A 20,855-nucleotide genomic window follows, 5' to 3' on the forward strand; every position below is an offset into this window, starting at 1 on the left:
CCGACTGTCGTCGCGGGAATCGCAAGGTGGTCTACGTTCGGCGCGATGGTTTCCACGAGCCGCCTGAGCATCGGTGATCATCGACGCACTGGGCTGCGACGCAAGCTCTCAACGGAGGTCACCGCTTCCACAGGTCGATCTCTGTGGTTAGCGCATGTGTCCCTCTCCGGGACATTCAATGACACGGTCTGTGGCAGATTTGCCACAGAACCGTGTTTTTTTTGGGGCTTTAACCGGGGTCCGGACTCGTTTTCAGCGGCAAGATTGCCGCGCGGTGGTGTCATTGAACGGCTCGGACACGGTCCCGGTGTCGCTGTGGCTGGCACGAATGATCTGCCGCCGCGGCTGCGCGGGCATGCGTTGGTTTGCCGCGTCAGGGCATGTCCGACCGGATCACATTCACCCGATGACCTGGGTAAAAGTCGTCGTCGTGGATCTGCCTTGAAGATCTTGACCGTGCTCTGGCGAACATCGGATAATGGACACCTGACGGTGGTGATGGTCGCCGCGAGCCGTGAAGTATTCCCGGTTTGTGCCGGTCGGTCGACCACCCCAGTCCAGTGCAGTCGGCGCTGGTGCCGTTATTTTCCCGAGCGTCTCCAGCCAATCAGCCCTGGGGTTTGCAAACACCGTCACTTCGTCTCGTGTTGAGGAGCACCGTGAGTTTCGACGAAGTCCCCGTCACACCACTCCCGCTCCCCCATCAGCCGCCGGTGCTCGACCGCGGCGCCGGCGATGCTGGCCGCTCGCCGGTCGGTTCTCCGCGGCTCGGTGAGTACATCGACCGGATGCGTAGGAAGGTCCCGCCAAAGATGCTGAGGACTTACGACTCGGCATGGAGGGTGATCAGTCAGGCATGGGTGACGAGTGTTGAGCGAGCCGACGACCAGGGAGATAGAAGAGCTGATGTCACCAGGTCGTCCGTGAACGGGAGGCATGGCAGACCCGGCTGAGCGTCATCCACATCCTCGGCTGCCCGCTACACCCGACGAGGCTTTCTCCTGAATCGCCACGCATCACCCGAAGTCGCTTTATCGAACATGTGTTCGACGCCACCGTTCCGCGGTATGGTTTCCGCCATGTCGCAGCAGCCCAGCGGGGAAGTCCACGAGCGCACCAGCGTAGAGCTCTTCGCGGGCGGTGGCGGGTTGGCGATGGCCGTGGGCCGGGCCAAGTTTCGGCCGCTCTTATTCAACGAGTTCGCGAAGCGCGCGTGCGAGACGCTTGCTTACAACGCGGCCAGACGTGTCGAAGATGGCGACACGCCCTGGATTCCCGTGGGCAAGCAGCGCCCACCCCTCGTGGAGGGGGACGTGGCGAAGGTCGACTTCGAATACCTTCGTGGCCGAGTCGATGTTCTCGCCGGCGGTCCGCCGTGTCAGCCGTTCTCGCTCGGCGGCGCGGCGCGGGGCGACGAGGACGAACGCAACGGCTTCCCGCACATGTTTCGCGCCATCCGCGAGATGCGCCCGAAGGCGGTGATCTGCGAGAACGTGCGCGGCCTGCTGCGCCCGTCGTTCAGGCCGTACTTCGACTACATCGAGCGAGAGCTGTCCCTCCCGTTCGAGCGACGGGCCGAGGGATCCAACTGGGAGGACCACGACGCGATCCTGCGCCGCCTGTCCACTTCCTCGTCGATCCCGGACGACGAGCGCTACGAGGTCGCTCACTTCCCCGTGAACGCCGCCGACTATGGCGTACCGCAGATCCGAAACCGGGTGATCCTCATCGCCTTTCGCCGGGACCTCGGCGTCGACTTCGACAGGTTCCGAAAACTCGTGCGCCCCACGCACTCCGCCGCGCGTCTGTACGCGGACATGCACGACGGCACGTATTGGAACCGGCACTACAAGGCAAAAATTTCTGCCGCCGTGCGCAAATCGGTCATGAGCCGGATCCCCCCTACGCCCCAGAGTCCGCTGCTCATGGACGAACCGCAGCTACAGCCCTGGAGGACGCTACGTGACGCGCTGCTCGGCGACGAGGCCAATGGGATACCACCCCTGCCGGATATCCCGCCGTGCCAGCTGGACCGCAAGGACCACTGGAAGGACCTCGCCAAAAAGCATTGGAGCCCGGTGACCAGGGCGGTCGTGGTCAAAGACCACATCGGCTGGCCAGACGCGCGTATTTACCCGGGCCACACGCCGAACGAGCTGGACCGACCAGCGAAGACGGTCAAGGCGGGCGTGCACGGTGTACCGGGCGGCGAGTCGGTGATGCTCCTCGACGACGGGACCCACCGCTACATGACAGTCCGCGAGACTGCCAGGGTGATGACGTTCCCCGACGACTGGGTACTTTCCGGCCCCCGCGGCGAGAAGATGAGGCAGCTCGGAAACGCGGTGCCGGTCCGGCTCGGCGAGGTCTTCGCGACCGCCGTGGCCACGGTCCTCACCGAGGCGGAGGCCAAGGTCGCCGGAATGGCCAAGAGCAAGAACTAGGTACGATGGTGACTAGGTCGAACCCGAACCGGTGGCGCGACAGGATGCCACCGGACAGCGCGTGGAAGTGTCGGCCCGGCTTGGACAGGGCCAAGCGGACAGCGGAGCAGGACCGAGCCGCTGGCGGGAACCACAACCGGCTCGTCGGGCTCGCCGACGGCCGGATCGCCCACGCCTCAGTCGTTTTGAAGGTGTTGCCGCGGACGCGCCGGATCCGCGCCTACGTTCGCTGGTACGACTGCGGCAGGACAGTCACGCGCTACGTCGGAGAGGTCGACGCCACCACGCGGCGAGGAAACCTTGAGAAAGCATGGCAGTCGGTTATAGCGATGAGCCTCCTGCCGACTCCGACCGCCACGACGGGTTCCTGGGCGAGCACCCCTGCCGTCCGGGCGGTGATGCGAGGCAACCGGAGCCGCAATACCGGGCCGGAACTCGCGCTGCGCAAAAACCTTTGGGCGCGAGGCCTCCGGTATCGAGTCGACGCGCGACCACTTCCGCAGCTCCGGCGACGAGCTGACGTCGTCTTCGTGGGTCCACGGGTCGCGGTCTTCGTGGACGGTTGCTATTGGCACGGTTGCCCGGATCATCACAGGCCGTCGCGGAAGAACGCCGAGTTCTGGGAAGCCAAGATCGCGGGCAATCGCGAGCGCGATGCGGAGACCGACGCCCGACTCGTCGAAGCGGGATGGACCGTCCTCCGGATCTGGGAGCACGAGGACCCGGCCGCAGCGGCCATACGCGTCGAGGACGCGGTACTCCAACACCGGCAAAACCCCTCCGCAGAGCCGGGCGTTCGCGCCACCACCTCGGCTGTGCCTCTCTCGTCGTAACCGAGGCGCGGTTGCGGCCGGAACGGAACTCGATCGTTCTGTCAGTTAGTCGAGCTCGGGTGGGCGCCCATGTGCCGTTCCAACATCGATCGGGTTGACATGGCCCTCGGCCGCCCTCCCTGTTCCAGGGTTTACCTTGTCACGGGTTGCTCCCGGAGGCTAGTGTCCCAGCCCCACAATCGGGGCACGAAAGACCTGCGGACCACGCTACACCGTCGCTCACAACGAGGTACTCCAACTCACCGACAACGGATTTGAATCTCCGTCGCCGGCGCTTCCGGCTAGAATTCGCAGCGCTTCGGGGTCGGTCGATGAGGGAGGGCAGCATGTCGCTAGAGGTCAACAAACACGTCCAACGCATACGTCGCTACCAGCCATTCGACGCCGACGCCTCCGAGATGATCTACGAGCAGCAGGCGGACTCCACGCAGGCGCTTTTCCCCGTTGCCACGCTCCCCTATCTGCAGGCGGCTATCGAGAGACCGACAACGAAAACCATCGTCCTGACCGGGGATGCTGGGCACGGGAAGACGAGCCTGTGCGCCAGCCTTCTGGTTGAGCTGCGGACCGATGCTGAGTCGGTCACGCCCGAAGCTGCCCGGAAGGCCGTTTTCCGCGAGCTCTCGGAGGCCGGCGACGCCAGCCGCCCTATCGGTCGGACCCATACTGGGCGCCCGCTGTACATCATCAGAGATCTCAGCGAGCTCAGCGTGCGAATTGGTGCCGAGACGCTCGTGAGGCTGCTCGATCCTCCGGACGAGGGTGTTGCGATCATCTGCGCGAACGAGGGCCAGCTGCGCAAGTGTGTCGCCGAAGACGGTACCGAGCGCGCGAAGATTCTGGTGACCACACTCGCGGCCGGCATCACGCGTGGGCAGGTCAGTGACCCAGATGGCACGGTCACTGTCATCAACCTCAACTACCAGTCTGTCGCGGCCGACAGCCGCGGCAGCGGCGGGCTGCTCCCGTGGGTCCTGAAGCAGTGGACGATGCAACAGCGGTGGAAGACCTGCGAGACCTGTGATGCGCGGAACGTCTGCCCAATCCTGGCCAACCGCAACGAACTAAGCGATCCCACTCGTGGGCCTCAGCGCCGGACCGCGATCCGGGACGTGTTCGCCGCGGCCGAACGCACCGGGGCCGTTGTCACGACCCGCCAGGCGCTATCGGTAACCAGCTACATGTTGACAGGCGGCCTATCTTGCGAAAACGTCCACGCCAAGTACCAGCGGTCACACGCGGATACGTCGTGGCAGGCTCCCCACATGTATCACCAGGCTCTCTTCGGTGACCGGCTGACCCAGCAGCAACGTCATCGGGTTACCACCTTCCTGGCGCTACGAAAGCTGGACCCGGGCAAGGTCTCTCGCCGCCAAGTCGACGACCAGCTGGACCCGGACGCGGCCGGCGACTTCCCTCCCGCAGACGCCAGCAGCTACCTGCAGAAGGTCCGTACGAATCGAGAAGTTCAGAGGCAGGCCGAACAGTTGCGTGGCTTGTACACGTTCCTTCGACGGACTGACTTCTTCAACTGCGACGACAACAAGGATCGGTTCGCCCGCATGGGCCTGCTGGCCGGGGACGATTTCATCAGTATCGAGGATGAGAATCGGGACCCGGCGGACACCCGGGTGCGAGATGGGTTCCTCAAGGGCCTGGAAGCTGTCCAGGGTATCTACCGAGCGGGGCGCAACCCCGACTTCTTGATACTCGACCCAGCGTTCCTCACACACCACGCCCGCGCTGCCGTGATCTCTCGGCGGGAGCCTAGCAAGGGCATCGAGGTCGTCGACCAGGTCACTCAGTGGCAGCGGGAAAGCCAGACCAACGTCACTCCGGAGATGCAGGACGCTGTCGAGTGGCTGAACCGGGCTATCTACATCCGTATCCCGGCCATCGCCTCCGGCCATGACGCGGTCTCCGTGGAAGCCGATCTTCTGCGCTTCGAGATGCTGACACGGTGGGCCGCGGGCCTGCGGAGCGAGGTCCAGCATGAGGCGGAGATCCGGGGCCTGAGCGCATCCCTCGCGCGGCTGACCGATTCATCGGACAACGTCGATGAGATCCAGGTACTGGTGGGCAACGTCATGAGGAAGCTCATGATCGACATCGGCGACAAGATCAGATCGGTGCGTGCGTGATGGTGGCTGACTATTCCAGGTCCGAGGTCGTCCGTGGCCTCTTCGGGGTGAATCTCGAAGAGCACGGCCGGGGGTTCTATGTACCGCTTGAGATGCTCGCTATCGCCCGCGGTGTCTACCTGGCGCATCAGGACGACCCGGATACGTTCGCAGGACTCCTGGCGGACGGAGCAGATACGGCTTATAAGCGCACCTCGCACGACTTGGCGCGGCGGATCGCTACCAACACCGTCATCGTCGAAGGCGACGATGAACTCGGCAAGGCCATCGATATGGACTCTACTGAGACGTTGGCAACGCTCCACGCTCTGTTCTCGTCCCTGTTGGTCGAGATTCCTGGGCGTCGTATCCAACCCAGCTGGTTTGCCGCGCACTTCTATCCGTTCGTCGGTGAGCTCATCCACTACGACGCGGTCGACCGGAAAATCAGCCGAGGCGATGCCTCTAAGGGAGCAAGCGCTAAGAAGCGGGCACTGGCTAGCAGGGCCTCCGCTGGCACCACCACCAAAGCTCCCAATATCGAGCGCTACCTCTTTCGCGATGGTGGGACCTGGGCTTACAAGGTCCTACGCACCGACCGTGATCTTGACCGCAAAGAATCGACCCGCCGGGGTCTGACCGAGCTCGTACAGGACAGCGGCACCCCCTTGGGCGACCTCGCCAAGGCCCTCAGCGCACACGACTTCGCCTCCGACGAAGCGCCCGTAAGAAGCTCGGATGCGGAAATTGAGCTGCACGAGAATATCAGCCCGTGGCCCGATCTGCTGAGAGAAGGGGCCCGCAACATCGTCACTCGGGCGAACGCTCCGCGGGCCAAGCGCACGGAGAGCCTCATGCACTGGGTCCCATACTGCTTGGCACGCCATCAACTGCATCTGGCACACGCGAAGCTCGGTGCCACCGATCGCGGGTCGATCCTGTTGGACTTCGGCAACGAGGCGAGTCCACTTCGCAGAGAATCACAAAAGAACCTCAATAACTGCCGCAATGACATTGTCAACGCGATCAACGTCCAGGCCACGGAAATGATCCGCGACGCCCGTGGTGACGAGGTGAAGAAGCGCGGCTACGAGAGATTCACCAAGGCGGGCAAAGCCGTCGCCTCGCCCCGATCATTCTTCAGTGAGACCCTCGCCGCTGTGGGAGCCCTCAACGCGACAAGTGGGCGCCGACACTTCACGATGAAGCCCGCGATGCTTGAGTGCCTGGTCTACGCCACCGTCCCGCAGGGCACGGAGATGGAGTTCGATCAGTTCTGCTCACTGCTGTACGAGAGGTACGGGCTCGTCACGGGGAAGGTTGTGGCCGTGGACCCCCTGGCCTACGAGGTCGACAGATCGGTCTTCGACCACAACGGTAGGGCGTTCAGGGAAAAGCTGGCCGCTATCGGCCTGCTCACGCAATATTCGGATGCGACCAGCATGGTTCGAGGGGAAGCCCAGTGACCGACAGCAGTACTCAAGCCCTCGGTCGCTTCGTCGCTGACGAAGCGCTCCGCAAGGTCACTGAGATCACCGGAGCCCGCGCCAGCCTGCGAGTCAGTGGGTTCGATCGACCAACCGTGACCGAGGCCCTCCGTCATGTCGCCCAGAGCCAGTTGCGGTCGCCCGACCGCCAGGTCGTCGTCAAGGTCGGCACCTCTAAGCCGATCGAAGGCGTACCAGCTGAGTACTTGCTGGATCCACAGGACCAACTGACCAAGTGGCGAAATTCGGGACAGGGTACGGCGGTGTTGCTCTTCGAGTGGGACGAGTCGCCGGACGCACAAGGGTTGGCGGCCATGAACGCCCTTGATGACGCCATGATCCTGGGTGACCACCACGACGCCGATGGCCAGCGTGGGTTCGACAGGCTTATAGCAGAGGCATGGCGGGAGGCCGGTGGCAGCGGCACCGTGCCGGACGTGATGGCCAGTTCCCTGTCGGAGATCTGGCGCGCCACCACCGATGCGGAGCCCCGATCTCTACGCCGCTGGGCGGCCTTCCTGGTCGAGACCGCGCGGAGGGTCGCGGCGATTCCAGTCCGCACCCCTGACGCGGTCTACCCCGAGATCTCCGCGGCCCTCCCCACACTCGACCTCTTCCCGGACCGGCAACTCTTCACAAGGCCCGCCGCACTGCCTGCCCGGATCAAGAAGAACGTCTCGGTCAGCGCCTTCAAACAGCCCACCGGCAAGGAGATCACCGAAGACGACTTGAGCGACCGCATCGCCGAGACCGAGTTCAGCGAGGAGTCCCTTGACCACATCGGTACGGACTCCGATACCGTCAAAACGCGCATGCGAAACCTCGTACTCAACCGCAATCGCGGTGGCTCCAACCCGCGGGACCCTCGTCAGCTGCGCGGCGAGCACGACCTGACGCTCTGGCTCGAGGTCTTTGAGCAGAAATCCAAGAAGGTCGGCCTGGGCCAACAGATCCGGCAAGAGATCGAGAGGACCGCGCCGGCTCGGGTCGATGAGTTCGACGCCATGCTGATCGAAGACGCGCTCGACCGCGGAGACCAGGAGTCCGCACAGCGATTCCTCGACGAGGCTCCGGCCAGTGAGGTCGATTCGCTCGCTGACCTGTTGTCCAAGCGGTCTCGCCGCAGAGTCGAGAAGCTTGCCTTCCCGAACACTCAGTCCGTCCAGGACCCACTCCGGGCCCTGCTGCGTGAGCTGACTTACTTCGCCGACGAAGAGGAAGGCTCTGTCGTCGTCGGGCTCGAAGGCAACCAGGCTGCCGGACAGTGGAGCCGTTGGTTGTTTGCTTTCCTTTACGCACGCACCCTGCGTGATATCCAGGACTCCACCGGCCTTCGCCTGAGTCTTGATGTTAAGGACTGCTTGTTAGACCTGGCCAAGCCGCCCCTGCCCGCCGAAGACGAGCCGTTTGATCCGAACACAGAGTGGGCGCCGCTGCGCATCCTGATCGAGATAGATGGCGCTGCGCAGCGACGCTTTCGCTGGGACCCGTTGGGCATCCCCGGGCAAATAGCGCTGGCGGCCATCATCCATGGCCGACGAAATCCACCTGGCTATGCCAGCGATCTGACTTTCGACACCTTTCTCGGAAAGTTCAACGACCCCCGGCAATGGCAGGCAGACGAATCTGAGTCTGTCTCCACGACACATTTCGCCGACCAGCTGGAACAACTCAAACTGAAGCACTTCAAGCGGTTATCCACTGGACTCGATGCCGGGAAGATCAGCGATTACCTGGACGAGTGGGAACGCGTAATCCGCGAAGCTCGGGCTGCCTTGGTTCCCAACAATGCTCCGGACGCGGATCTGAGGGCGGTCGTCCTGACCGATGTCGTCAGACTTGCCGACCGCCGCATGATGATGCTGGCGACCCACCCGCTGAAGCTGCGCTGGCTGGCAAGGAACTACGTCGAGACGGCCCGCAACATCGGGACCGCCCTGAACAGCGAGGGAGGCCTAAGCCTCAATCAGGAGAACGAGGACCTGTTCTTCGACGCCATCGACCGGATCTCCCCCCACGGGACACCGGCGGTCCTCGTCGGCCCCGGCGATACTATCGCCATTCCTATGCGCGAATCGGCCGGGCACGAGGAGTACGCACCGGTCCGTTACGGTGGCAACGAGTCCAAGGACTGGCTCTCCAGCGTGGACGAGACCGCGATCGACGAGATGGTTCGCGTCATCACCGACTACCTGACGACCTACCCCCACAAACTCGACGGCCTGCGCGTACTGCTTCTGGACCGCAACGGCGACCCCGTCTTGCCGCTGCGCGTGGCAAAGCAAATGCGTGCGAAAAACCCTCAACTGAAGGTTGATCTAGTCGTGCTGGCTCCGCAGGCTAACCATCACGAGATCATCCAGGGATTCGACCTGCAGTTCTCCGGAGCGGAGATGTCCGAGGACAGCTTCCTCCCCGACGTCCAACTCATCTTGCGAGCATGGGAGCCTGACCAGGAAGCAGATCTGTCGGGTTTGGAAGACACCATCGATCTCGCTCTGGCTCCCGCGCTGTTTGGCGCGCAGACAAGTATCAACGAGAGCACCAAGAAGGAATCCCTGTCCGGCTCCTTCAACTCCTGGAAGCATCCCGCCTCACATAGCTTGGCTCAGACCAGTGAGAACGTCGTACGGGCTCTATTACCCGAGACCGCAGACGAGGCGCTCGAGTCCTGGTCGACAATGTGCGTGCGCTACCACCGCGATTCTCCGGTCGCCCGCGAGAGCGTCGACGGCATCGACTACTTCGAGATGCAGGTGCGTTTCGACCAGCACCTGGATCTGTTCGCGAAACTGCACGACGTGGCCCACTGGGTCGTCACCCTCGACAGCTTCATCGGTCGTGAGCAGATCGATGCCCTCCGTAACCGTCCTGACGTGATCCTCGTCAAACCCAACGTCGGCAAGAACGAGTCGTACACCCTGATTGTCAGCTCCCAAACGGGTCAGCAGTTCGTCGTCCAGCGACTGCGTCGCCGGCTGGAGCAGATCAGGGTCGTCACTCCGCAGGATTCCGAGGGCACTGCCAAGCGGATCTACGAGGTCGGCCGCAATGTGGCCCCTGGCGCCGTCCTGCGCTCGCTCGGTATCGGCACCACAGTCAACGAAGTCGTCGGCTTGGTCGCCACCCGGTTTGTCATCGACCAGAACTTCCCGGTCCCTCGCCAGGGCACGAGTCTGGTCACCTGGATCAGCTTCGACGAGCATCACCGCTGGTTCGGTCGCGGCCAAAAAACGCGCGCCGATCTAGGCCGGTTCGTACTGACCATTCAGGATGACGGCACGATTCAGCTCGATGTCCTGGTTGTCGAGTCCAAGTTCCGCCAGACCTTCGACGTGGGCTCAGCCGAGGAACAGCTCAATCGCACCACCGACTTGTGCGTGGATGCCTTCCGGTCGGATGGCGAGGCTCGTGATGACCGTCCCTTCTGGCTGGACGAGCTCGCGGCCGCGATCACTCAGACCAGTGGCAGTGTCCTACAGCCCGCGGATCTTCCAGCCCGATTCATTATCGGAAGCGACGACCCCCGCCAGGTCGAGGCGAAAGTCCTTGATGCCCTGCGCTCCGAGGACGTTCAGCTCGGTCGAGTCACCGGCGTTGCCGTGGCTATCTCCGCTGAGGACGAGCGGCTAGCCCCAGCGGTAAGCGACTTCGGCAGGCACACTCTGGTCAGGCTGAATAAGCGCGAGTTGCTGAATCTTATCGGCGCTCTGCGTGCCAACCAAGATCCCACGAATGCTGTTCCCCTTGTCGCCTTTGAGGATCGCATCCCCAACCCGGCTGTCTCCGACGCGGTCGTCAAGCCCGTCTCCGCAGATATTTCCGCCGAACTACCCACGACCGAAGTGCCGGCGGTATCTACCGAGATTTCCGGAGCGACACATTCGACAACCGCGCCGAGAACCATAGTGGGGCGTGACCCTGCTGCGCAGATAGACGATGCTCCTCTCGATACTCAGCGCGGCGCGCTCTCCGAGGAGGAGCTGAGGCTCCGATACAACAAGGTTCTCGACGTCTTCTCCCACCACAGGGTCACGGTAACGGCGCCGGATGTCGGCAAATGGCAAGAAGGGCCTGGCTTCTACATCTTCCGGTTTATCCCCAGTCCTGGGGTTACCGTGGACAAGTTGATCAATCGACGCGACGAAATCTTCCTGGCCCTGGAACTGCCTTCCGGGTTCAGCATTCGTACCCGCACCGACCGCGGCTCCGTACTTTTCGAGATCCCCAAGACCGACGACGAGAAGTACGGTGTTGACGCCAAGGCACTGTGGCAGCAGTGCCCAACAAATCCCGACAACCTCATCGCCCCACTGGGCGCTGACATCGAAGGCAACCCGGTCACCGTTGACCTGTCCTCTGCGGACTCACCGCACTTGTTGGTGGCTGGCACGACTGGATCAGGAAAGTCTGTCGCCCTGGATACGATCCTCAAGGGCCTGGTTCGGTACGACAAGAATACCCTGCGGCTCCGCCTCGTCGATCCCAAGGGCACTGAGCTTGTCGACTTCGAGGATGACCCTCACCTTGATGGAATGATCGGTATAGACGCCGCCGACGCCATCGAGATTCTTGAGGAAACGGTCGAAGAGATGGCTGTGCGCTACGCCGACATGAAGGCGATCCGCACGCGCAAACTTGCCGAGTACAACGCCAAGGTTGATAAAGCCGACCGAAAACCATGGATTGCCATCGTCCTGGACGAGTACGCCGATCTGACAAGCGACCCTGACGAGAAGAAGCAAATCGAAGCGCTACTCAAGCGCCTGACACAGAAGGCTCGAGCTGCGGGCATCCATGTGATAGCGGCCACGCAGCGCCCAAGCGCGGACGTTATCTCGACGACCATCCGGTCCAATTTCCCCGCCCAGCTCGCCTTGCGGGTCAAGACCGCGACCGATAGCCGCATCATTCTGGACGAGACCGGAGCCGAAGCCCTGGCCGGACAGGGCGATGCCTTCCTGCACACAGCCAAGGGCACCGTACGACTGCAGGTTGCCTATGATGGGAGCTGACCCGGCCTCGTCGTACGGTTGATGCGGATCGGCTGTGAGTCAGTCGATCACGCGCCGCCCCTCGTAGAGATACGTGCACCATGTCCGTCGATGCTTAATCCACATGGTGAAAGCTGTTCAGGAATCATGTGCTGTCGATTTGCCCGAGATGCGGCCTTCTGCAGGCTCGATCAACGTGGGTTCGATGAGCGAACCTGGTTCAGTTGTCAGTGAGCCCAATGCTGCGCGTTCGGTGGTTACACACGGCGGACGGCAGGTGAACGCCGATGTCGATGGCGCACCATTCGTGACGCTGTGGCTGGCACGAAGGCTCCGCCGCCGCGACTGTGCGCGGTTTGTGTTGGTTGGGTGCGACAGAACATGTCCGAACCGGACCACGTTCAGTCCGATGACCTCGGTAAACCTCGTCAAGGTGGATTTGCCTTGAAGATCTTGACCGTGCCGTGGCGAGCGTCGGATGATCAGGATCTGACAGTGGTGATGGTCACCGCCCGCCGTGAACGATGCCCGGTTGACCCAGGTCGGTCGACCAGCCGGTCCAGCGCAGTCGGAGCTGGTGCTGTCGGATTCCCCGATCATCTTCGAGCCGATCAGCGGTGCCAGCTGCAGGCACGGTCACCCTTGGTGCCGACTTAATCGAGTTCGGCACTGCCGCGCAGGGCGGTCCGTGCGATTTGCAATCCGTGACTGATCGACCGGTGAACGGTGGTGTGACCTCGGCTGCTTGGAGAAGACTTTCGCAGTCTTTGATGCGGGCTTCTGTCGGCTCTGGATGGCACCGATTGCGGGGTCGAGAGTCCTTATGATGCTCCGCGCGCCGACTGTGCCAAGGCCGATCTTGATGCGGTGCGGCTCGCGACGGTCACGGCTTCAGTCCGCAGTAGAGAGAGACTAACAAGGCTCCATTGTCATCCCCAGCAGGGCTGATCCTTATCTCATATACTAGTTGTGTCTGTCGAAAGGGTTGTCTTCGCTCAAGATTGGGCGTGTCTCCTCCCCGCAGTTCCGGCAAGTCGTGGAGTCGACGGGTTGTCCGGTGGAACCACACTCAATACAGGACCAGTATTCGGCTGGCCGGACCAGCGCGGCGTTGAGAACCTCCTCGGCATCAATAACAAGTTCTTCCTCATGGAACTCAAGATGCTGGAGGATTGCATCACGAACGGTAAGATCCGGATCACAAGCCAGTGATTCCAATTCGCTGCGCCACTCGGCGGCGCCTTCACAAGCCACACGATGAGTGAGACTGTATAACACACCCCACCGTATCCCTGGGGCACAGGAATCTCGGTGCTCGGAGATCGCATCTGGGTCGAGTTTGCAGATCAGAGCCGACAATGCCGCCGACGCCTCGTCGAATTCACCAGTGTCGATGCCGACCAACCGAGACCGGACAGCACCAGCAACCGCAGCGGGACTTCCGCTTCCCAGCCGCTGAAGCACGACACCCGCCACGTAAAGCGCGAGCGGGTCATCGGACAACGCCACGGAGACGATCCGTTCGAGCGCTTGTTGGCGATGGCCGCCTTCGTCACCGCTCATGTCGATAGAGTACGGCAAATCCAGCTTCGCCCATTCAGCCCCATTCCCGTAGAGGACGGCATCCCACTGGTAGTCGATGACGGTTTCATTGTCGGTATTAACGGACAGGAGTTCGGCGCACGACACTGCTGAGCTCGACAGCTCCTGCTGTGTGATCCCCGCGACGGAGGCAATGTCACGGAGTAGACGCACGAAGCTGCTCAGCCCCTGCTTGACGATGTCATCGATTACACCGGGCATTACCTGGTGAAGGTTCGCTATCCGTAGTACATCTACAAATACGTCTAATGACCAGTCACCAGAGTCAGGTGTTGCCGCTGCGGACTCGGCCAACGTGTCTATGACCCGGGCTAATGCCGCGGCATCGCGACGAAACGCCGTAGGCAAGCCCTGCTGTGATTGAGCCGCAGCCGAGCCCGGAGGTAGGCGCGCTTGGTCGGCGGCCAACATATCAACGTGCAACATAGCGTGTTCGTTCAAGACCAGTGGCGAAGCACGTGCCATCTCCACGATGTCGAGATCGAAGTCGGCGGCCGCGAGCACCTCGGCAGCCTTGAGCAATGCGAAACCAGGCTCGATCTTCCACTCCAGGTCGCTGACCTCGACACCGCGTTCGGGTGGTTCGTTGACTGTCATCACCCTATGAAAGGCAGCCACTCGCCATGCGACGTCGTCCGGGTCAAGAGATCCCGCAGTTCGCACCCCTGGCAGATCCAGCGTCAACTGGTCAGAATCTCTGATACCCCACTCGTAGGCCGCGATCGCTTCGGCAATGGCAGCCCAGACCGGAGGTAACCGCCACTGCACAGCCGACCGTACAGTGTCTTGCCGTTGAGGCGGTATCGGAAGGTGAGCGAGCAGCAAAGCGACCGATACGAACCGCTGGTTTCTCATATCGAAAACGCTCGCGATGAGCGTGTTGATCAATGCATGTAAGCAGTCGGCGAACCTGGAGGGATGTCTGCGGAAAGCCGTCCCGAGTACCAGTGCGGCGGGGAGGTCTCCTTCCTTGGTGGCCATATGCACTACCAGCTCGGAAACTTCCGGATCAAACGCGACAACGAACTGCACGATCTCCTTCTTCGCAGGATTGCTGAGCAGTTCCCGGATCCGCGCTTCCTTTGAACCCTTGTCCATCGTCGATATCCGGATTGCCCGGCCGAGTTCGAGGAGCAGCCTCGTGCGAGCAGTGACCACGGCATATGGACCACCAGCGACGAACAAGCCAGCGTCATCCCACATCTGCAACAGTCGTCGTGCGCTGGTCCGCGCAAGACCTCGTGGTAACCCGTAGTCGGCCTCCAGATGATCGGCGACCGTTCCAACCAATGATTCGATGCGTGCGCCGTCGTTATCGATTTGGTCTGTGACCAGAGAAAACGTGGAGTTGAAAGCGTCTGCAGAAGAACCGCGGTCAGGTAGACCAGGCAACGCGTCGGGCCCTTGGCGTCGCACTCCAGCTTCCCATTGGAGCCACACAGACTCCACCACCGATCGAAGTGCATGAGCATTATCGGACGGAAGGTCGTTGATCCGGCTTCCGGCGGCGACGGCGGCAATGTGGATCGCAAACAACGGGATGTCCATCATTTCCCAGAAATCACCGACCGCTGTATTCAGCCACTGCAGGCGTTTGTCCAACCACACGCCAGCGTCGTCGCCCAAGTCTGGCCGTCCAGACCAGTCAGCTGCCGACAGCAGCACACGCACAACGGTTTCGTTCAGGTCAAACGGCGGCCCGAGCACGGCTTCTGTGAGGCCAAGGACACTGGCACTGGCATAGGCAGTATCCCGACTGGACACGATCACATGCAGATCGTCATGAACGGTGTCGAGCCACACCTTCAGCGCCCGCACGACGTCATGCCGAATCTCGCCGGTCTCGTCGAGCGCATCCAACATGACGAGTGCGCGTCCGTCTCGCATCTGCGCGATCGCTTCGCCTCTCACCAGATCCGCCGCCGCTGCATCGAGTGTGGGGATGTCCATCGCGTCGATCAAGACGTGGTCGGCAATCTGAATCTCCCGCTCATTCTTTAACCGATCCGCAAGCTTTCCAAGCCGCACCAGAATCGGCATCGGTGCGCCAGCATGGCCGATAGTGGCAGCGGCGAGGTGGACCAACGCCGTCGTCTTTCCGACTCCCGGTCCGCCCAGGAGCAGCAGGCGTGCGACGCGACGCGCCAACACAGTTAGCGGGACAAACTTGTAGGCATCGGCGGTGTGATACGGCCTGTCGACAAAACTGGGGCAGTAGACGCGAAGGTTGTCCAACAACCGAGGCACCGGAAGTGACGGGACGTCGAGCGGTAGCCCAGGCACCACTAAAGCCGCGGCCCGATCACGCATCGCCGTCCGATACATTGCCAGCGCTGCCCTGGTCGAGGCCGGAATCGACCTGACCGGAAGCAGACCAGCACTGGCGAGAAGCTCCCGCGCCTGATTGATGTCGAGCCCGGACCTCAACATCGCCTGGCTACAGATCTTGTCCCGCAGCAGCGCAAACGCGGCCCGCCCCTTGTCGTAGCCGCCAAAAACCGATCCCAGCATCGTGCACGCCGCTACGACCGCAGGAGAATCATCGCTGGCACCATCGGCGTGCCAGATCACGCAACGACGCAGGATTTCGTCGCGCACCCTCAGTTCGTCCCCCTCCGGACTCCCATTGATAATCTCGCTTGTGAAAGCGTCGAAAGCAGCCTGCTCCTTCGCGCTGAGCACTTGCGCATACCGGTCACGCGAACGAGCCAAAGCCTTGTTCAGGTCATCAAGCGTCGTGGACGAATGCGCGGTGCACAGCACCAACGCGTCGTCCTGCGTTCCCCCCTGGACTACAGCGCTGATCCACTGCTCAAGGGCGCCAAGCAGCGCGCGCTTCGTATTGCGGTCGGCTTTTGCCTGGACATAGCTGCGCTGTCCAGCCTCGCTGACCACCAGCAGGTCGTCGACCGGATGATCGACCTCCATCTGAACGCTGAACGGTACGGCATCGGCAACCGTAGATGCCGAGTTAGCGAACACCGGTAACAACGGGGTCCGGCACAGGCCATGGACAACAACAATTGCCGCGATGCCAGCGCGGTGGACAGACCCAACTTCGGCACCCGCACCGCCGATAGGGCCTCGCAGGCTGGCCAATGCTCCCCCGCTTTGTTGTCTCGGTACAAACGCACCCGACTCTATCGCCTCGGTACGACAAGTCGATCGGCCGCGATTGAGCCCGTCTGGCAAGCGGCGTGTCGTGTGGTCACGAAGTCCGCCCGCGTTCGAGCTTCGCTCACAGCTGGAAATCGGCTGCGATCACCAGCCGCCCACCCAAAACCGCTGGTCGCCCCCCGTTTCCGTACTCGACACGCCTCACCCTGGGCACGACGGATACGGGAAATGGTCAACCAATCCGTGCAGGCGCACCACAATCGCCAGGTCGGGTACGTCCCGCGATGACCAGGCGTGCAGGTTGCCCACGTTTTACGTCCCTGCCGGTGGAACGAACTTGCGACAGCATCCAGAGGTCAACCGCCGACGACCAGCAGTTTCTGCCGGTGCAGCACGTGTGCGTAGTGGTCGACTCCCCCTCCGGACACTGTTTTGTCATGCATCCTCCGCAATTCTGCAGAGGATGCATTCTTTTTTGGGCTCTGGACGGTGTCCGGAGCGGGTCCGGACACGGTCGATCTGCAAATTTGCGCAGGTGGCCCGTTAAAAGGCGTAATCGGTAACATCGGTGAGTGAGGGGTTCGGTGGTCGCGGATCGGTGCGGCAATCGAAGCGCGGATCGCTCCAGTGGAGCTGGCGCCTTCGCTACCGGGTGCCTCGCGGGGGTGTCTGTGGGCTTCTCACTGGTAGCCGGTAAGGCGTCGGAGTGCGCCTATGGACAAGAGTTGGATGGGTCCGACGGGACGGCGCTGCGGTCACCGCGGTATAGGGCGGGGTCCGGGTTGGGCTGTCGGTGTATGGCTGCGGGTCCGTGTTGCGTCTGCTGCTTGCCGTCGCGGCGGTCTGTGCGGCAGCCTTTGTCCTTGAAGGCGTCTACTGAAGCCGAATAGCGACCAGTGGGGTGCCTTTCGGCTGAAAAGTCACCCAGCGTGGGTGCCTTTTTATCTATCGACAGAGAAAAGGCACCCACGCTGGGTGCATTCCACCGAAAAGTCGTACAACGTGGGTGCCCTTTTGATATTGACGCGCAGGGTATTCGTTTTGAATGCTTGAAGCACGCCGACGTCGATCGGTTGGGACGCCATAAGTATCGTCGGAAGGCGGTGTAGCATGTTGTAAGAGCTTGTGCCGCAATTGCTTTGCGTCGGGTGGATTGTTCCTGCTCAGGGGTTGGTGTCATCGTCATGGGAGAGGAGACACGGGTGACCTGGGCTGAGCTGTGAAACAGCGGCAGAGGTCCGGTCGTGGCGATGGTGAACGCGATGTCGGCGCGGCAGCGGATCGTTTGCAGGGTTTAGAAGGAGTAATCGAAGCGTGGACAGTATTTCTGGCGGTCTGCCATTCAGCCCGGTGGGGGCAAACGGGGGTATCGCGGAAACCGAGTCGATGTCCTCGACGCCCGGATCACGGTCTGGTGTCGTAGGCGGTGATAGAGACGTCAGCGGCCAGATCGACCGAGCAGATGGCGTCGTGGACGCTTCGCCGGAGCCCCAGAGCGCCCTGGTGGCCGGGATTCCGTTCGCCTTCCCTCCCGTCGAGTTACCCGTGCCGCCGAAGGGTGAGTTCACCTGTGCCACGACAACGATCGATCCCGCGGGCCGGTTGGGTGACCGGTCGGTGATGAAAAGGCTCGGCTGGAGTGCCGGTCAACCGGTGTCGATCGAGCCCAGCCAGGGGCTGCTGCGTATCACTCGCGTTGGCGAGAGCGAGTCCTTGGTGGCGGCGAACGGCTATGTGTTCCTCCCGATCTCAGCACGCCGCGCTTCGCGTCTGCGTGTCGGCGAGCGGGTTCTGATGGCTGGTGGGCTGGAGTGCGATGTTCTCGTCATCTGCCCTCTTCGGGCGGTCGGTGCGGCGTTGTGGTCGTATCGACCGGATCTGTTCGAGGGTGTTGTCGTATGAAGCGTGACGATGTCGATATCGCGCTCGAGTTCGTGGGCTCGCTCGGGTTGACCCTCGACGACCTGGCATCGGCGCAATCCGATCGAGCGGGCATGCCCACGATCAGCCAGTACCTCCGGCGGGTGGCGATCAAGAAACCGAAAGGCACGAGCCATTACAGCTCTTACTGGCCGATCATCGAAACAGCTTGGGGCGAAAGACTTCTCGACTCGCTCACGGTGGTGGAGATCGAGGAGTTGGCGGCCTGGCACCGGTGCCGAGCTGTCGTGCGAGCGAACAGCAGGGGCGGACGCGGCGCTGAAGCCAACGTCATCTCCGCGATGCGCTTCCTCTACCAGGACGCCCAAGATGACGGCCTGATCCAACCGGATGCGAATCCGGCCGCCAAAGCCGGCAAAACACCCCAGCCTCCCGGGCCGGCGCGGGTATTGAGTTTCGACCACATCGCGGAACTCGGCCGCGTGGCCTCGACCACCGGTGACGACACCGAACTCGACGCGCTCATCCTGCGGTTACACATCGAAACAGCCTGCCGCAGAAAACCAGTTCTCGCGCTGCGTATCGAGGACCTCGAACGCGACGACTGCCTGGTCCGACTCCACGAATACGGTGGCGCGATCCGGTGGCAGCCGATCTCCCCCACTCTGATGAACCGACTGCTCGGCCACATCAGACACCGTGGTGGTCGCAAAGCCACCGATCAAGTACTGCGCTACCAAGACGGTAGGCCAGTTGATCTCGCCCGCTACCAATACTGAGCTTGCCCCGGTTTCCCGGACTGGTTGGGTGTGATGCTCACGCGGCTGCGTGAGCGGGGGTGTGGGCTCGTTCGTACTCTACGGGGCTGAGCATTCCGATCTTCGAGTGTCGCCTTGCGGGGTTGTAGAAGGTTTCGATGTAGCCGAAGATCGCGTTCGCCAGTTCTTGGCGCGTGATCCACTGTTTGCGGTCGAGCAACTCCAATTGCAGTGTTCCGAAGAAGCTTTCGACCATACTGTTGTCGAAGCAGTCCCCGATCGACCCCATCGAGCCGAGCAATCCGGCTGTGCGGATCCGCTGCCCGAAGGCCCAGCTGGTGTACTGGACTCCGTGGTCGGAATGGGCGATCGTGCGGCCGGCTGGTGGCTGGCGCCGCCAGCGGGCCATGTCCAACGCGTCGCAGACCAACTCGGCACGCAAATGGTCTGCGATCGACCACCCGACGATGCGGCGGGAGAACGCATCCAGCACGACCGCGCAGTACACCCAGCCCTCGGTGGTCCGGTGCTGGGTCACATCCATGCACCACAGCCGGTCCGGGCCCTCAACGGCGAAGCGGCGGTTGACCAGGTCCGGGTGCGGACTGGCCTGCGGGTCCCGGGCGGTGCCACCCCGGCGGCGGCGGAAGACTCCAGCCAGTCCAGCGCTGCACATCAGCCGGGCCACGCGTTTGCGGCCCACCCGGATATCTCGACCGAGCCGCAGCTCTGCATGCACCCGCGGAGCACCGTAGGTGCCGCGTGACGCGATGTGGATGTCGATGATCGTGGCCGTGAGTTGACGATCGGCGCGGGCACGCGCGGACTCGCCGCGATGTTTCCACTCGTAGTACCCGGAGGTCGACACCCGCAGAACACGGCATGAAACCGTGACCGGGATGCCGGCTTCGGCAAGTTGCGCGACCACCGGGAACACTATTTTGGGAGGACGTTCTCCCGCGCGAAGTAGGCCGCGGCCTTGCGCAACACCTCGTTCTCCAGTTCGAGCTGGCGAGTCCTGCGCCGTAACTCGGCCAGTTCTTTGCGTTCAGCGCTGGTCACGCCCTCGCGTGCGCCGGCGTCGATGTCGGCTCGTTTGAGCCAGTTCCGTAGGCACGACTCTGAGATCCCCAAGCCCATTGCGACTTGACCGATCGGCTTGTCGCTGCTGCGGGCCAGCTCGATCGCGCGCTGCCGGAACTCCGGCGGGTGTGCTGGTGGCATCCAGACTCCTTTCGAAGGCGAGTATCTCGCCTCACTATTGGTGTCCGGAAGACCGGGGCAAGCTCATACCTCGTCCGCCGGTTCCGTTGTGAACTCTCCTGGGCTGACGAGCTACAAGTGAACATGGACTGGATCTGTCAGACCACAGAGGCGTTCGTCGAGAAGCAATTCGGGCGTCGCACTGCGAGCCTGTTCAAACGCGGACCCAGACGTATCGACAACCACGAACACCACGATCGGTACGATCCCAGGCGCATAGCACAAGTGGCTGAGGTGTTGGTCGCACTCACCGGCGCGCCTCACCCCCTAGCCCGCAAGTAACGGGCGTACACCTGTCGCGCGCTGCTGGGCTGCGGATATCGGCGGATTATCCGGGAATACGACGAGTTCCGGGA

General features: G+C 62.4%; 10 protein-coding genes. 8 read left to right on the forward strand and 2 right to left on the reverse strand.

The features are described 5' to 3' along the window. The first annotated feature begins 659 nt into the window (after positions 1-659). The 6 genes from ON34_RS36595 to ON34_RS31390 all read left to right on the forward strand — a co-directional run bounded on the left by ON34_RS36595 (position 660) and on the right by ON34_RS31390 (position 11,899). Positions 660-953 carry a hypothetical protein gene (locus tag ON34_RS36595; RefSeq protein ID WP_157172543.1) on the forward strand — a complete coding sequence of 98 codons (294 nt, stop codon included), beginning with the start codon at positions 660-662 and terminating at the stop codon, positions 951-953. A 126-nt stretch (positions 954-1,079) separates the two neighbouring features. Then, complete coding sequence (locus ON34_RS31370; RefSeq protein ID WP_040786818.1) at positions 1,080-2,444, forward strand: DNA cytosine methyltransferase; 1,365 nt, start codon at positions 1,080-1,082, stop codon at positions 2,442-2,444. An 8-nt stretch (positions 2,445-2,452) separates the two neighbouring features. After that, complete coding sequence (locus ON34_RS38380) at positions 2,453-3,277, forward strand: very short patch repair endonuclease (protein WP_306303665.1); 825 nt, start codon at positions 2,453-2,455, stop codon at positions 3,275-3,277. Between the two features lie 326 nt (positions 3,278-3,603). Continuing rightward, positions 3,604-5,418, forward strand: coding sequence for a hypothetical protein (locus tag ON34_RS31380; RefSeq protein ID WP_157172544.1), 1,815 nt, complete (start codon positions 3,604-3,606; stop codon positions 5,416-5,418). A gap of 47 nt (positions 5,419-5,465) precedes the next feature. Then, positions 5,466-6,863, forward strand: coding sequence for a hypothetical protein (locus tag ON34_RS31385; protein ID WP_157172545.1), 1,398 nt, complete (start codon positions 5,466-5,468; stop codon positions 6,861-6,863). Then, a complete protein-coding gene (locus ON34_RS31390; protein ID WP_040786654.1) occupies positions 6,860-11,899 on the forward strand; it encodes an FtsK/SpoIIIE domain-containing protein in 5,040 nt (1,679 codons plus the stop codon). Before ON34_RS31385 ends, ON34_RS31390 begins: the two co-directional genes overlap by 4 nt. Before the next feature lie 942 nt (positions 11,900-12,841). On the opposite strand, the gene ON34_RS31395 is transcribed toward ON34_RS31390, so the two are convergent. Then, the gene (locus ON34_RS31395; RefSeq protein ID WP_040786655.1) at positions 12,842-16,408 is read right to left on the reverse strand and encodes an NACHT domain-containing protein; all 3,567 of its coding nucleotides are present in this window, start codon (positions 16,406-16,408) and stop codon (positions 12,842-12,844) included. 1,659 nt (positions 16,409-18,067) lie between these two features. Between ON34_RS31395 and ON34_RS31400 the strand changes: the two genes are divergently transcribed. Then, positions 18,068-18,499, forward strand: a complete 432-nt coding sequence (locus ON34_RS31400) for a hypothetical protein (RefSeq protein WP_040786656.1) — start codon at positions 18,068-18,070, stop codon at positions 18,497-18,499. After that, on the forward strand, positions 18,496-19,257 hold the full coding sequence (locus ON34_RS31405; RefSeq protein WP_040786823.1) for a site-specific integrase: 762 nt from the start codon (positions 18,496-18,498) through the stop codon (positions 19,255-19,257). The genes ON34_RS31400 and ON34_RS31405 overlap by 4 nt, the downstream gene beginning before the upstream one ends. A 37-nt stretch (positions 19,258-19,294) precedes the next feature. Here ON34_RS31405 and ON34_RS31410 read toward each other — a convergent pair. Further along, a protein-coding gene (locus ON34_RS31410; RefSeq protein WP_373291996.1) for an IS3 family transposase occupies positions 19,295-20,460 on the reverse strand; the annotation gives its coding sequence in 2 pieces (ribosomal slippage) (positions 19,295-20,175 and positions 20,175-20,460; 1,167 coding nt in all). Positions 20,461-20,855: the final 395 nt, after the last annotated feature.

This window comes from Nocardia pneumoniae NBRC 100136, assembly GCF_000308755.1.
GTDB lineage: Bacteria > Actinomycetota > Actinomycetes > Mycobacteriales > Mycobacteriaceae > Nocardia > Nocardia pneumoniae.

Excerpts from the sequence above, each read along its gene's own strand:
- ON34_RS31370 (WP_040786818.1), top strand. The coding sequence starts at position 1,080 with ATGTCGCAGCAGCCCAGCGGGGAAGTCCACGAGCGCACCAGCGTAGAG.
- ON34_RS31380 (WP_157172544.1), top strand. The coding sequence starts at position 3,604 with ATGTCGCTAGAGGTCAACAAACACGTCCAACGCATACGTCGCTACCAG.
- ON34_RS31395 (WP_040786655.1), bottom strand. The coding sequence starts at position 16,408 with ATGGAGGTCGATCATCCGGTCGACGACCTGCTGGTGGTCAGCGAGGCT.
- ON34_RS31405 (WP_040786823.1), top strand. The coding sequence starts at position 18,496 with ATGAAGCGTGACGATGTCGATATCGCGCTCGAGTTCGTGGGCTCGCTC.